This is a genomic window from Herbaspirillum sp. GCM10030257 (assembly GCF_042666555.1).
Taxonomy (GTDB): Bacteria; Pseudomonadota; Gammaproteobacteria; order Burkholderiales; family Burkholderiaceae_D; genus Noviherbaspirillum.
Genome location: NZ_JBHTDH010000004.1, coordinates 237,269 through 250,985, shown reverse-complemented (window position 1 = coordinate 250,985; position 13,717 = coordinate 237,269). Strand labels below are relative to the sequence as shown.

Here is a 13,717-nt window from a genome sequence, read left to right as displayed (position 1 = left end):
CAAGGCCGACCCGGCCGCGCGTCTTTTCCACTGCCATGTCCGACAAACTTCTCTATTCGCTTGCCCGCCCTTTCCTTTTCTCGCTGGATGCGGAGGCCGCCCATAACCTGACCTTGCCTGCGCTGCGGCGTGCGGCGTCACTTGGATTGACCGGCGCGATTCCTCGACCGAAAAAAGATGTGCGCACAGTCATGGGCATTGCATTTCCAAACCCGGTTGGTTTGGCTGCCGGTTTGGACAAGGACGGTGCCTACATTGACGGACTTGCGGCATTGGGGTTCGGCTCGATTGAAATTGGCACGGTGACGCCACGTGCCCAGCCCGGCAATCCTATGCCGCGCATGTTCCGCCTTCCTGCAGCGAACGCGATCATCAACCGAATGGGCTTCAACAACGGTGGCGTGGATGCCTTTGTGAAAAATGTACAGGCATCAAAGTTCTATCAGAACCAGGAAGGCGTGCTTGGCCTGAATATCGGCAAAAACGCCGATACGCCAATTGAACGGGCAGTCGACGATTATCTGCATTGCTTGCAAAAGGTCTATCCCTATGCCAGCTATGTGACGATCAATATTTCCTCGCCCAACACAAAAAACCTGCGACAGCTCCAGGGCGCATCCGAACTCGATACCCTTCTGTCGAGCCTGAAAGAAGCCCAGCGGCGGCTCGCGGACCAACATAAGCGCTACGTTCCCATCGCATTGAAAATTGCACCCGATATCGATAGCGAACAGATCAAAACCATTGCCGACGCACTGATGCGACACAAGATGGACGCCGTGATTGCCACCAACACGACAATCACGCGCGATGCAGTCAAAGGCTTGCCGCACGCGGAAGAAACAGGCGGCCTGTCGGGAGCGCCGGTATTCAAATTGTCCAATGACGTGATCCGCGCGTTGAAAGCAGAGCTGGGTACGGCCCTGCCCATCATTGGCGTCGGCGGCATTCTCTCCGGGCAGGATGCGCAGGCAAAAGTTGACGCCGGCGCGAGCCTCGTTCAGCTCTACACCGGCCTGATCTATCGTGGCCCCGCGCTGATCCGGGAGTGCGCGGCAGCGTTGCGAAAATCGGTTTAAAGTCTGAAGTGCGCTTTGCCTCGAATCCGGCCGAGCACCTGCCAGGAGGGGCATACCAACAGGAGACGTATGGAAAAAATACAACTGGGAGACAGCGACCTCGCCGTGTCGAAAATCTGTCTCGGCACCATGACGTTTGGCGAACAGAATTCTGAAACGGAAGCGTACAGCCAGCTGGACTATGCGCTCGAGCGCGGCATCAATTTCATCGACACGGCGGAAATGTATCCCGTGATGCCACGGGCAGAAACCCAGGGTCGAACCGAAAGTTATATCGGCAGCTGGCTGAAAAAATCCGGCAAGCGCAGCGATGTCATCCTGGCCACCAAGGCGGCAGGACCTTCACGCGGGATCAGCTGGATACGTAATGGGCAAACGGATTTTGATGCGGCCAACCTGAAGATTGCCGTGGACGGCAGTTTGCAAAGGCTGCAAACTGACTACATCGATCTTTACCAGTTGCATTGGCCCAGCCGCAATGTGCCCATCTTCGGCGCCATCTCGTTCGATCCGGAAAAAGAGCATCCCCATGCTGCCATCGAAGACACGCTGGCGGCGCTCGGCGACCTGATCAAAGCCGGCAAGATCCGCCATATCGGTGTGTCGAACGAAACTCCGTGGGGCGTTTGTGAATTCACCCGGCAGTCTGAAGCACGTGGACTGCCGCGCATCGTGTCGATCCAGAATGCTTATAACCTGGCTAACCGCAGTGTTGAGGCAGGCCTGGATGAAACCTGTTTTCGCGAACGGATCGGATTGCTTGCCTACAGCCCTCTCGCCTTCGGTCAGCTGACCGCGAAATATATCGACGACCCGAAGGCAGCAGGACGGCTGACCAAGTTCCCGCCGACCTGGAGCCCACGCTATATGCGCGCATCGGTCCTTCAAGCCAGCCGGCGTTATGCCGACCTCGCGCGTGCCAACGGCATGTCTCCGGCTACCCTTGCGCTGGCATGGTGCTACAGCCGCTGGTTTATTGCTTCGACAATTATTGGTGCGACGAGCTTGCAGCAGTTGCAGGAAGACATCGATGCGCTGGCCGTTCAGTTGCCGGATGAAGTCATTGCGTCGATCAATGCTATCCATACCGAAATGACTAACCCGGCGCAGTAAGCAGCTGGTCGACAATGCAGCAGTAGTCGGAACACTTCTATGACCACATCACCATAGATTACACCAGCGTTCTCGAGGTGCCATCGGCACCGGATTCATAAAGAAAAAAGCCCGAACCATTCGTATGGTTCGGGCTTTTTTGCCGGCAGGGTTCACTACCGGTGTATCGCTTATTCGACTTCCAGCGTTTCTTCCGGAGCCGGAGGCGGGGTCGGATCGCCCTCGGTAAAATCGAGTTTGATCTGCTCGTTTTCGTCCATATCGACCGTAACACGACCACCTGTCACCAACTTGCCAAACAACAGCTCGTCGGCGAGCGCCTTGCGGATCATGTCCTGAATCAGGCGTGACATCGGGCGTGCGCCCATCAGTGGGTCGAAGCCCTTCTTCGCGAGGTACTTGCGCAAGCTCTCGGTAAAGACAGCTTCCACTTTTTTCTCGTGCAGTTGCTCTTCCAACTGCATCAGGAACTTGTCAACCACACGCAGGATGATCTCTTCATCCAGTGCCTTGAAGCTGATGATCGCATCCAGGCGATTGCGGAATTCCGGCGTAAACATACGCTTGATATCCGCCATCTCGTCACCGGCTTCTTTCTTGTCGGTAAAGCCGATCGAACGCTTCTGGAGACTTTCCGCACCTGCGTTTGTAGTCATGACAATGATTACGTTGCGGAAGTCAGCCTTGCGACCGTTGTTGTCAGTTAATGTGCCATGGTCCATCACCTGCAACAGGATGTTGAAAATATCCGGATGGGCCTTTTCGATCTCGTCAAGCAGCAATACAGCGTGCGGCTTCTTCGTGATCGCTTCGGTCAGCAAACCGCCCTGGTCGAAACCGACATAGCCCGGCGGCGCACCGATCAGACGGCTGACCGCGTGACGCTCCATGTATTCGGACATATCGAAGCGGATCAGCTCGATGCCCATGATAAAGGCCAGCTGCTTCGCCACTTCGGTTTTGCCGACGCCGGTCGGACCGGAGAACAGGAAGGCACCAATCGGCTTGTCGGTCTTGCCGAGGCCCGCACGTGCCATCTTGATCGCCGAACCGAGCGCTTCGATCGCCGGGTCCTGACCAAATACCACATTCTTCAGATCGCGGTCGATCGTCTGCAGCTTGGCTCGGTCGTCCTGATTGACCGACTGCGGAGGAATACGCGCAATCTTCGAGATGATGTCTTCGATTTCGGATTTGCCGATGGTTTTCTTCTGCTTCGACTTCGGCAGGATGCGCTGTGCGGCACCAGCTTCGTCGATCACGTCGATCGCCTTGTCGGGCAGGTGACGATCATTGATGAAGCGCGCGGCCAGTTCTGCCGCCGAGGTCAATGCGGACGACGAATACTTTACGCCATGGTGCTCTTCGAAGCGCGATTTCAGGCCGCGCAGAATCTGCACTGTCTGTTCGACGGTCGGTTCGTTGACGTCGATCTTCTGGAAGCGCCGTGACAAAGCATGGTCCTTCTCGAAGACGCCGCGGAACTCGGTGTACGTGGTCGCGCCGATGCACTTGAGCTGGCCGCTGGAAAGCGCCGGCTTGAGCAGGTTCGATGCGTCCAGCGTACCACCCGATGCCGAGCCGGCCCCGATGATCGTATGGATCTCGTCGATGAACAGAATACCGTTCGGGTTTTCACGCAGTTGCTTGAGTACGGCCTTCAGGCGCTGTTCGAAGTCACCGCGGTATTTGGTACCGGCCAGCAGCGCACCCATGTCGAGCGAGTACACCACTGCGTTCTGCAGCACTTCGGGCACATCGCCCTGAGTGACGCGCCATGCCAGGCCTTCTGCGATTGCCGTCTTGCCGACACCGGCTTCACCAACCAGCAACGGGTTGTTCTTGCGCCTACGGCACAGGGTCTGGATTACGCGCTCGACTTCGGATTCGCGGCCGATGAGCGGATCGATCTTGCCCTCGGCAGCCATCTTGTTCAGATTCTGGGTGAACTGATCAAGCGGACTTTCCTTCTGCTGGCCTTCAGCCTGCGCATCTTCCGTACCTTCCGGCGATTTCTGCGATTCCGCCTGCTGGTCCTTTCGGACGCCGTGCGAAATGAAATTCACCACATCCAGACGAGTGACGCCCTGCTGATGCAGATAGTACACAGCGTGGGAATCTTTTTCGCCGAAGATGGCGACCAGCACGTTGGCCCCGGTAACTTCCTTCTTGCCGTTGGAAGCCGACTGCACATGCATGATCGCGCGCTGGATTACACGCTGGAAGCCGAGTGTCGGCTGTGTATCCACTTCGCTGGTTCCGGGAACGGTCGGCGTGTTGTCGCTGATGAAGTTCGTCAGCGTCTTGCGCAGATCCTCGATATTGACTGCGCATGCACGCAGCACCTCTGCTGCCGACGGATTGTCGAGCAACGCGAGCAACAAGTGCTCGACTGTAATGAACTCGTGACGAGCCTGGCGAGCCTCGACAAAAGCCATATGCAAACTTACTTCAAGTTCCTGCGCAATCATGCTTCCTCCATCACGCATTGCAGGGGATGTCCTGCTTTTCGAGCGTGGGTTAACACTAATTCTACTTTAGTGGACGCTATGTCTTTTGGATAGACGCCGCACATACCTTTTCCGTCACGATGAACCTTGAGCATGATCTGCGTTGCGGTTTCACGATCCTTATTAAAGTACTCCTGAATGATCGCAACCACAAATTCCATCGGCGTATAGTCGTCGTTCAATAAAAGGACCTGATACATCGGTGGAGGCTTAAGCTTCTGCTCTTGCCTAGCAAGTACCGTACCGTTTTCATTGTCATGCTGAGTTGCCATTCGTTTATTCTAAAACGTTTAACCAGGCGCAACGCGCCCAAGTAAGGGAAATTCGAACTACATATGATCTGCATCTTGATCTTACGCCCTTTCTTTGTAGTTCGCAGATGATGCTCCTTCGCTGAATTTCAAGAAATCTATTGTGCATTACGCTTGTAAAAACTCAAAAACGCTCTGGGAACTACCTTGACTTTTAGATTTTTTGCAGGAACAATGGTATTTATTGACAATTCGAGCATTATCGTATTGTCAATATGAAGTGAGCAAGTTATAAGAGGGGGCAGCGTGTCGCGAGGCTTCTTGCTTTTACGGCTCGTGTGATTAGTTATTATTTGAAAGACGCTTTTATGGCAACAGGTACCGTCAAGTGGTTTAACGATTCCAAAGGCTTCGGATTTATCACTCCGGATGACGGCGGTGAAGATTTGTTCGCCCACTTTTCCGCAATCCAAATGAATGGCTTCAAGACTCTCAAAGAAGGTCAGAAGGTTTCGTTCGAAGTCACGCAAGGCCCGAAAGGCAAGCAAGCTTCCAATATCCAGGCCCCCTAATCACGTCGATTAGCAAGAGCACAAAAAGCCCCGCCCTGCGGGGTTTTTTTTCGCCCCGGGTAATTCCACTCCTTCCTATTACTGTATCGATCGACGTCGGCTGCAGAGCCACCCCGGGATATCCTGCACACATCATCACCCTTTTTACACGCTAGTGGTATTCCCGACATATGGCGCTTGTGAGGACGCCCTTTCGTGCCATCGGTAATATCCCGTACCCGATAAGTGCGAAAATAGCTGTAAAGTAACATCCTATGAAGCTCCGCCAGAAAATCCTGTTCCTTGCGATCGCACCGTTGATCGTTGCCCTGCTTGCCATTGCAATGGCTGTTCGGTATCAGGCTAACCTTCTGGCGCATCAACAACGTGCTTCGGTTGAAACTGCCTATCTCGTTAGCAAGGAAGCAGAACTCAATCATTACGTGACCCTTGCGTCCAGATCAATCGCTCATTTGTACGATTCCGGCCGTGACGATGACGCAACACGCCTGGAAGCTATCCGCATATTGTCAAAGCTCGACTATGGCGATGACGGTTATTTCTTCCTGTACGATCTGAACGGCAAAAACCTCATGCATCCCCGGCAGCCAGAGTTAGTCGGCAAAGATCTCTGGGAGTTGCGTGATACCGAGGGAAATCCAACAATTCAGCGACTTATTTCGCAAGCCAAGTCCGGCGGGGGACTGGTTCGTTACCTATGGGAAAAGCCATCAAGCAAGAAAGTGGCGCCGAAGCTTGGTTATGTCGTCATGCTGCCACGCTGGGGCTGGATGCTGGGCACAGGAATTTACCTCGATGACGTCGATAATGCACTTGCCAAGATTGACACCCAGATTCTCGCAAATATACGAAGCACGATGATGTGGATCGCCGGAATTGCCATTGCGAGCGCCATGGTTGTCGCCTTATCCGGACTGGCGCTAAATATCAGCGAGTACCGTGTTGCCGATGCCAAATTGCGCGTCCTTGCGCAACGCGTCGTTCGTTCGCAAGAAGAAGAGCGGGCACGCCTGTCACGCGACTTGCATGATGGAATCAGTCAATGGCTGGTATCCATCAAATTGCAGATTGAGTCAGGCATTGCCAAACTGGCAACGAACACCTCAAGACCCGAAATTGCCAAGGCATCATTCGACCGCGCCGCCGGTCAGCTCAACGATGTGCTCGGTGAAGTCCGCAGAATTTCACATGACCTGCGCCCCGCCCTGCTCGATGACCTAGGCCTCGCCGCGGCGCTGGATCACCTGACGCGCGAATTCACTGAACACACTTCCATTACGACACATTTCCACTACGATGGCAGCGCGGATGGCTTACCGGATGTCGCCAATACCGTGATGTTTCGGATTGCCCAGGAAACCCTTACCAACATTAAACGGCACGCCAATGCATCCACGGTCCAAGTAGAACTGCTTGGTTACAAGTCCGAGGTCAAGCTCATCATCGCTGACAACGGCATTGGTTTTGACGTAGCCGGCATTTCTCAGCATCCGAAGCGCGGCATTGGCTTGCGCAACATGCACGAACGTGTCAGCGCCGTGGGTGGCAAGCTTGAGCTGACATCGTCGAGTGATGGAACCCATGTCGTTGCCACATTACCTCGAGTTTAATTTATCCTGCTGACATGCTGACCGTACCTTTTGTTCATATTCTTCTGGTGGACGACCACCCTCTGGTGCGCGATGGCTTAAGAGCGCGCCTGGAAACCATTCCTCATTTCAGTGTGGTCGCAGAAGCCGGCAATGCGGCGGAAGCTCTCGATGCAGCATCACGAGAGACCATCGATCTCGTGCTGATGGACATTAATCTATCGGGGATGAATGGCATAGAACTTACGGGGCGCTTCAACACCCTCTATCCGGAAATTGCCATCCTGATGCTCAGCATGCACGACAAGGCAGAATACGTGATGCAGGCAATCCAGGCAGGCGCCCGTGGCTACGTTTTGAAGGATGCACCGGCGATGGATATCATTACCGCCATCGATACGGTAATGTCTGGCGGAATTTATTACAGTGCCGGACTGGCGAAACAGCTTTCCCGTCCCATGCCGCCTGCATTGTTGCTCACACCAAGAGAACGTGAGGTCCTGCAGTGCATTGCCACCGGCAAATCCAACAAACACATCGCGCGTGACATGGACCTCAGCGTACGTACGATCGAAACGCATCGGCTTAACATCAAACGCAAGCTGGGCATTGAAGGCCAGGCCGACCTGATTCGCTTCGCACTCGAGCAGACACAAATCAAATGACGATAATTCACCAAGGCATGTGCTGAAGCCTGTTTTGCGGCTTTGGACGTAGACTTGCCGCGCAAAGCATTCCAAAAACAAAAGGCCGGAATTTATCCGGCCTTTCTTTTTACTGCAGTATCACGTTAGATTACATATTGGAAATCATGACGTCGCCGAAGCCCGAGCACGATACCTGAGTTGCGCCTTCCATCAGGCGCGCGAAGTCATAAGTGACTTTCTTCGAGGTGATCGATTTTTCCATTGATGTGATGATCAGGTCAGCTGCTTCGGTCCAACCCATGTGACGCAGCATCATTTCGGCGGACAGGATAAGCGAGCCCGGATTCACATAGTCCTTACCGGCATACTTCGGTGCGGTGCCGTGGGTTGCTTCAAACATAGCGACGGAGTCGGACATGTTCGCGCCCGGTGCGATACCGATACCGCCGACCTGTGCTGCGAGCGCGTCGGAGATGTAATCGCCGTTCAGGTTCAATGTCGCAATCACGCTGTACTCATTCGGACGCAGCAGGATCTGCTGCAGGAACGCATCAGCGATTGAATCCTTGACCGTGATTTCCTTGCCAGTCTTCGGATTCTTGAACTTGCACCATGGGCCGCCATCGATCAGTTCAGCACCGAATTCCTTCTGAGCCAATGCATATCCCCAATCACGGAAGCCACCTTCGGTGTACTTCATGATGTTGCCTTTGTGAACCAGAGTCACAGACGGCTTGTCGTTGTCGATCGCGTACTGGAGCGCCTTGCGCACCAGACGCTCGGTCCCTTCACGGGACACCGGCTTGACGCCGATACCGGAAGTGTTCGGGAAACGGATTTTCTTGACGCCCATTTCCTTGACCAGGAATTCGATCAGCTTCTTGGCGCCATCGGAACCTTCTTGCCATTCGATACCGGCATAGATGTCTTCGGAGTTTTCACGGAAGATCACCATGTCGGTCTTCTCCGGCTCGCGTACCGGCGACGGAACGCCTTTGAAGTAACGGACCGGGCGCAAGCAGACGTACAGATCGAGTTCCTGACGCAGTGCCACGTTGAGCGAGCGAATACCGCCGCCAACCGGTGTAGTCAGCGGGCCCTTGATGGACACAACGTAATCTTTCAGGACTTGCAGGGATTCTTCGGGCAGCCACACATCAGGGCCATATACTTTGGTCGACTTTTCGCCAGCGTAGATTTCCATCCAGCTGATCTTGCGCTTGCCGCCGTATGCCTTAGCAACCGCTGCATCAACCACCTTGATCATGACCGGGCTGATGTCCACGCCAGTGCCGTCACCCTCGAGATACGGGATGATCGGATTGTCTGGCACATTCAAGGAAAAGTCGGCATTGACGGTAATTTTTTTGCCGTCGGCAGGCACTTTGATATGTTGATACATCGTAGGCTCCGGGGGTTAGGAGGAAAGGAAAAGACCGTCTCTTACTTTAAATTTTTGTTTTAAAGCGCAGTTTCAGTCTTATATAAGACATAAGACTACATTTCGTATTATGCACCACTATTTTACTGGATGCCATTGTTTTTGCCTTCGAACCAATTGCGCATCCTTGGCAAGCAAATCATTGATGCATGGCCGCCAATATATTGCGGCGACCCTATTCCCGATACCGGTTGTATTGCGAATACCAGATTAGTGCTAAAGCAGCGGACATACAAAGCGTAAAATACCGGCTTCCCGGGATCGCCGCCGCGATCCGCTATCTATCTGCTGCGAGCTTGCGTGCCACTGATTCTGTTTAACAAACCTTTCCAGGTGATGTGCCAGTTCTCCGCTCACGAGAGCAGGAAGACACTCGCCGACTATCTTGATATCCCCGGAATTTATCCTGCCGGCCGGCTCGATGCCGACAGCGAAGGATTGGTATTGCTAACTGATGATGGGAAATTGCAGCATAGGATCAGCCACCCGCTCAGCAAGCAGCCAAAGACTTACATTGTTCAAGTGGAAGGTACTGTGTCGGACGACGCGTTGGCGCGCCTTGGCGGACCACTCAATCTAGGCGATTTCGTCACCCAGCCCTGCGAAGTACGGCGCATCGAGACACCAGGCTGGTTATGGGAAAGAGACCCTCCCATACGGCACCGGGCCAATCTGCCAACCAGCTGGCTCGCCATCACGATAGCGGAAGGAAAGAATCGACAGGTCAGGCGCATGACGGCAGCGGTGGGATTGCCGACGCTACGCTTGATCCGCATTGCTATCGGTCCATTTGCACTGAGTACGCATCCACTTTGGCCGGGCGAATGGCGAGAAGTATCCGCCTCGGAACTGGCCTGATACTGCGGCGCTCATACCGAACGATCTCCCCGGCTTCTGATCAATACGGCAGCACTTTCATGTCGAATGCACGTTCGGCCAGCCAGATTGCAGCAAGCGTCGCGATAAGAAACGATCCACTAATGAGGACGATACGGCGGTAGAAAATCGTCCTGCGAAGAAGATAGGCAAGGGGTAGAAAGCCGGCCACGATGGCAAGTTGCCCCGCTTCGACGCCAACATTAAAGCCTACCAGTGCCAACACCAGCGTGTCGCCCGGAAGGCCAAGATCGGATAGAACGCTGGCAAAACCAAAACCATGGATGAGCCCAAATCCAAACGCCATGGCCCAGCGCCTGTCCCGGAACAGGGGGAATATGTTGTTAAGCGCCGCGATGATGACGGATGCCGCAATGACCGACTCGACCCATCGTGATGGCAAGCTGACCAAGCCCAGAGTGGCCAGCGACAAGGTGATTGAATGTGCAAGGGTGAACGCGGTGACGATTTTGAGAACACTGAAGAACGCCGGCTTCAGTCCATCGACAGCAAACCATTTTCCGTCCCGCCGATAGACAACCGCGGGTAACAAGAGCGCGAGCAGAAAAAGAATGTGATCAAATCCAATCCAGATATGCCACACTCCCTCGTGAAAGTAATCGACGAATTGTGCGAACTTCCCGACTGAACCCATCGCAAATTCCTGGCTTGCGCTTTCCGGCGTAAACACACCGGTCCGGGTAGAACCTTCGTACTCAAGTCGCAACAGGCCCTTGTGCTGTGGGTCGACATCGAACAGCAGCGAATACCTGGCCTGCAATCTGTCAATCGCCTGGCCGCAGTCAGCATTGAATCTCAACACTGCATAGGCGCCGTCAGTATGATCGTCGATCAGATGGTCAGTCACTTGTAGCGGACAATTATGTCCATCCGCGGCTACCGCCAGCCGTGAAAAGGCATACGCCGCAATGTCGTTGTGTTTCGCCTTGACCTCGCCCCAGGTGATATCGGCGTCTCCGTCGGCATCAAGCCCAATCGCAAAATCGAGGTCGCGTAGCGCAATATCCCATTGACCGTCGATCACCGAACCCGACACCTTCAAGCTAAGGTAACTATCGCTCGGTTTATGCGCATGGGCACTGCAGGCGAAGAACAAGCCGATACATAACAGGAACAGTTGCCTCATCATGGCCGGACTCCCCGCAACTGCTGTCCGAGTCGCAGGAGATGGGGATCTTCTATCTTGCTGTCATCCAGCCACTTCAGCACGGGCGTTGCCGATTCCCGGTCCTTCATGGCGATAGCAGCGCGTAGAAAAATCTCCGCGTCCCGTGGCTCGCGTTGAACCTTCCAGTTTTCGATCGCCAGGGCGAGAGACCCTTTTGCATCGCCTTCGACATCCAGCGCAAAGCGTGCCTCTTCCTGCTGGTGCACGGTTTCTCCGCGCATCTGCGCAGCAGCGTAGCGGGCCGCTAGGGTATTCTCCAGTTCTTTCGCGGTTGGCAGTTTGAGCGCTCGCTCGGCAAAAACCAGGCGCAGCAATAAGACGTCCGAGCGAGTCCGGTCCTTTAAGAGATTCAGCACGTCGCGCGGTCGATTTTGCGCAAGCAACAGATCGGCATAGGCTGCCAACAGAAAGGTATCGGTAATGCCCAGCGAGAGCGCTCGTTTGAAATGCATTTCCGCGCGGTCTGCCCGGCCCTGACGCTCCGCCAGCTCGGCAAGGCGGATTTCAAGCCATAGCCTTTTACTGGGGATAAGAGATGTCGCGCTTTCAACTATGGGATTAAGTGCGGCATATGCAGGGCCGGCTTTCCCGGTGAGGCCATCAACCATGGCTTCGCAGCCCTGTGCAATCAACGGATCGCCGCTCTGGTGCAACGCGCGGCAATCGGCCATTCCCTGTAGATACCGAGCCTGCACTATGTGAATGACGGCGCGTAACGAAAGCGCTTGCGGATTGTGCGAGTCACGCTGAAGTACTTCATCCAGGTCAGCGACCGCACCGCTGAAGTTATGGAGGAATTGCCTGAGACTGGCGCGCAAGATCTGGATATCCACGGGTGGGGTGGGCATGTCCCACCATGGTGCCAAGGCCGCCTGCGCATAGCCCAGATAACGCGGGTCGCCTTCTTCCGACACCATCTCGTAATAGCGGCGCGCCAGTCTGACCGCGACTTCCGCGTTGCGCGGATTGCGTTTTAGCTCTCCCCTCAGTTGCGCCAGCTCGCGCGCAATCGGGTCATTTGGTTTGAATGGGAGTCGCTCCAGCACCTTGGCATTGGAATCGGGGACGTAGGGTGCGGCGACGCCTTTCATACAGACGAGCGACGCGAACAGCACTGCAAGAAGACGAATGGGCATCAACGGATCCAAAAATAGGCGCCAAGGGAGCCAGTCCTCAAACTGAACAAGCAGGACAAAGACTCGGGATCATAGCAACAATGACATCAATTCCGCAATTAACCATGTCGCCGGCAGGAAGTGATAATGATCCAAACCGCGATTCATGTATTCCGTATACGGCGCGACCGTATCAACGGATGCGGGGCCGGAGGATATTTAGGCAATCTCGCTGCTCTCGGTGTCAACCATTGCCGTTGATGGTCGTTAATTCCATTGATTCGACCGAATCGCCGAGTTACTTACATGTCAATCTGAAGGACTATAAAATGAAAAACCTGATCGCTGCTCTCGTTGCTGGTTTGTTCGCTGTTTCTTCCTTCGCCGCTAGCCACGCCGCTGCACCGGCTTCGGCAGCACCTGCACCTGCTGCAGCGCCTGCACCTGCTGCTTCAACGGATGCTCCGGCCCCCAAGAAAAAAGCCAAGAAAGCAAAAAAAGCCAAGAAAGCCAAGGCCGCTGCCGCTCCGACCGCATCGAAGTAAGCAACACTTCGGATCTAATCAAGGCAGGCTCGACCTGCCTTTTTCTTTTTTATCGGCTAAGCTTCCTGTTTCGTCACTGTCCATACGTCCCATGAATCCAAGGATCTTCGTCCAGGCAGCCGTTGCAGCGCTGCTGTTTTCGGCTCTCCCAGCCATCACCTCTGCCCAGCAGGTGGCACGCTTTCCCACCATTTCGCTAACTGCCGGGATTCACGTCATCAAGGCGGAAGTCGCCGCGCGCGATGCCGATCGTCAGCAGGGTCTGATGAACCGCGAAAAAATGGGCGCCAATGAAGGCATGGTCTTTTTGTTCGACGCGCCGGCAAGCGTCTGTATGTGGATGAAAAATACCCTGATTCCGCTCTCGGTCGCCTTCATCGATGAAAATGGAAACATCGTCAACATCGAAGACATGCAGCCGCAAACGACCGATTCGCATTGCGCGAAAAAGCCGGTCCGTTACGCGCTTGAAATGAACCAGGGCTGGTTTAAACAGAAAAATATCAAGCCAGGCACCAAGATTGAAGGCCTGCCGAAGTAAGCGCCCAGTTACCACGCGGAGTGCCCAAAGCGCTCCTATCGCAGGAACACAAATATGTCGCTGCGCACGGCTCTCATCTGCGTGTTTCATGCCTGGCGTTGAATGAGGATTCCTCCTTGAATACCATCGCGGTCCTTTTGTATTAGGACAGACATCCAATACGCATGGACGAAAAAAACCCGCACAACACGTATGTCATGCGGGTTCTTAATAAATCTTCAGTGGCCGGCATCAGCCGGCTCACAAGCA

The 13,717-nt window shown here is 54.5% G+C and carries 13 protein-coding genes; 8 read left to right on the top strand and 5 right to left on the bottom strand.

All coding sequences use genetic code 11. From position 1 onward, the window contains the following. The first annotated feature begins 35 nt into the window (after nucleotides 1-35). A complete protein-coding gene (locus ACFQUU_RS08115) occupies nucleotides 36-1,079 on the top strand; it encodes a quinone-dependent dihydroorotate dehydrogenase (RefSeq protein WP_382245272.1) in 1,044 nt (347 codons plus the stop codon). Nucleotides 1,080-1,148: 69 nt separating this feature from the next. Beyond that, on the top strand, nucleotides 1,149-2,192 hold the full coding sequence (locus ACFQUU_RS08110) for an aldo/keto reductase (protein ID WP_382245270.1): 1,044 nt from the start codon (nucleotides 1,149-1,151) through the stop codon (nucleotides 2,190-2,192). A 170-nt stretch (nucleotides 2,193-2,362) separates the two neighbouring features. On the opposite strand, the gene clpA is transcribed toward ACFQUU_RS08110, so the two are convergent. Beyond that, nucleotides 2,363-4,663 carry an ATP-dependent Clp protease ATP-binding subunit ClpA gene (gene clpA / locus ACFQUU_RS08105; RefSeq protein WP_382245267.1) on the bottom strand — a complete coding sequence of 767 codons (2,301 nt, stop codon included), beginning with the start codon at nucleotides 4,661-4,663 and terminating at the stop codon, nucleotides 2,363-2,365. Next, entirely contained in the window at nucleotides 4,660-4,974 is a 315-nt protein-coding gene (gene clpS / locus ACFQUU_RS08100; RefSeq protein WP_382245264.1) for an ATP-dependent Clp protease adapter ClpS, read from the bottom strand. Before clpS ends, clpA begins: the two co-directional genes overlap by 4 nt. A gap of 347 nt (nucleotides 4,975-5,321) precedes the next feature. Between clpS and ACFQUU_RS08095 the strand changes: the two genes are divergently transcribed. From ACFQUU_RS08095 to ACFQUU_RS08085, 3 genes are all read left to right on the top strand, one after another. After that, nucleotides 5,322-5,525, top strand: coding sequence for a cold-shock protein (locus tag ACFQUU_RS08095; protein ID WP_057292838.1), 204 nt, complete (start codon nucleotides 5,322-5,324; stop codon nucleotides 5,523-5,525). Nucleotides 5,526-5,779: 254 nt separating this feature from the next. Further along, nucleotides 5,780-7,135, top strand: a complete 1,356-nt coding sequence (locus tag ACFQUU_RS08090; protein ID WP_382245260.1) for a cache domain-containing protein — start codon at nucleotides 5,780-5,782, stop codon at nucleotides 7,133-7,135. Nucleotides 7,136-7,149: 14 nt separating this feature from the next. Further along, entirely contained in the window at nucleotides 7,150-7,779 is a 630-nt protein-coding gene (locus ACFQUU_RS08085; protein WP_057292840.1) for a response regulator transcription factor, read from the top strand. Between the two features lie 130 nt (nucleotides 7,780-7,909). Here ACFQUU_RS08085 and icd read toward each other — a convergent pair whose 3' ends face one another. Continuing rightward, nucleotides 7,910-9,163 carry an NADP-dependent isocitrate dehydrogenase gene (icd, locus tag ACFQUU_RS08080; RefSeq protein WP_382245256.1) on the bottom strand — a complete coding sequence of 418 codons (1,254 nt, stop codon included), beginning with the start codon at nucleotides 9,161-9,163 and terminating at the stop codon, nucleotides 7,910-7,912. Between the two features lie 339 nt (nucleotides 9,164-9,502). On the opposite strand from icd, the gene ACFQUU_RS08075 reads away from it, so the two are divergent. Further along, entirely contained in the window at nucleotides 9,503-10,060 is a 558-nt protein-coding gene (locus ACFQUU_RS08075) for a pseudouridine synthase (RefSeq protein ID WP_382245253.1), read from the top strand. 40 nt (nucleotides 10,061-10,100) lie between these two features. On the opposite strand, the gene ACFQUU_RS08070 is transcribed toward ACFQUU_RS08075, so the two are convergent. Both ACFQUU_RS08070 and ACFQUU_RS08065 read right to left on the bottom strand, forming a co-directional pair. After that, the gene (locus ACFQUU_RS08070) at nucleotides 10,101-11,228 is read right to left on the bottom strand and encodes a HupE/UreJ family protein (protein WP_382245250.1); all 1,128 of its coding nucleotides are present in this window, start codon (nucleotides 11,226-11,228) and stop codon (nucleotides 10,101-10,103) included. Continuing rightward, on the bottom strand, nucleotides 11,225-12,403 hold the full coding sequence (locus ACFQUU_RS08065; RefSeq protein WP_382245247.1) for a tetratricopeptide repeat protein: 1,179 nt from the start codon (nucleotides 12,401-12,403) through the stop codon (nucleotides 11,225-11,227). Before ACFQUU_RS08065 ends, ACFQUU_RS08070 begins: the two co-directional genes overlap by 4 nt. A 308-nt stretch (nucleotides 12,404-12,711) precedes the next feature. On the opposite strand from ACFQUU_RS08065, the gene ACFQUU_RS08060 reads away from it, so the two are divergent. Both ACFQUU_RS08060 and ACFQUU_RS08055 read left to right on the top strand, forming a co-directional pair. Continuing rightward, nucleotides 12,712-12,927 (top strand): hypothetical protein, encoded by a 216-nt coding sequence (locus tag ACFQUU_RS08060; protein ID WP_382245751.1) that lies wholly within the window; start codon nucleotides 12,712-12,714, stop codon nucleotides 12,925-12,927. Between the two features lie 91 nt (nucleotides 12,928-13,018). Beyond that, the gene (locus ACFQUU_RS08055) at nucleotides 13,019-13,468 is read left to right on the top strand and encodes a DUF192 domain-containing protein (RefSeq protein WP_382245244.1); all 450 of its coding nucleotides are present in this window, start codon (nucleotides 13,019-13,021) and stop codon (nucleotides 13,466-13,468) included. Nucleotides 13,469-13,717 lie beyond the last annotated feature (249 nt).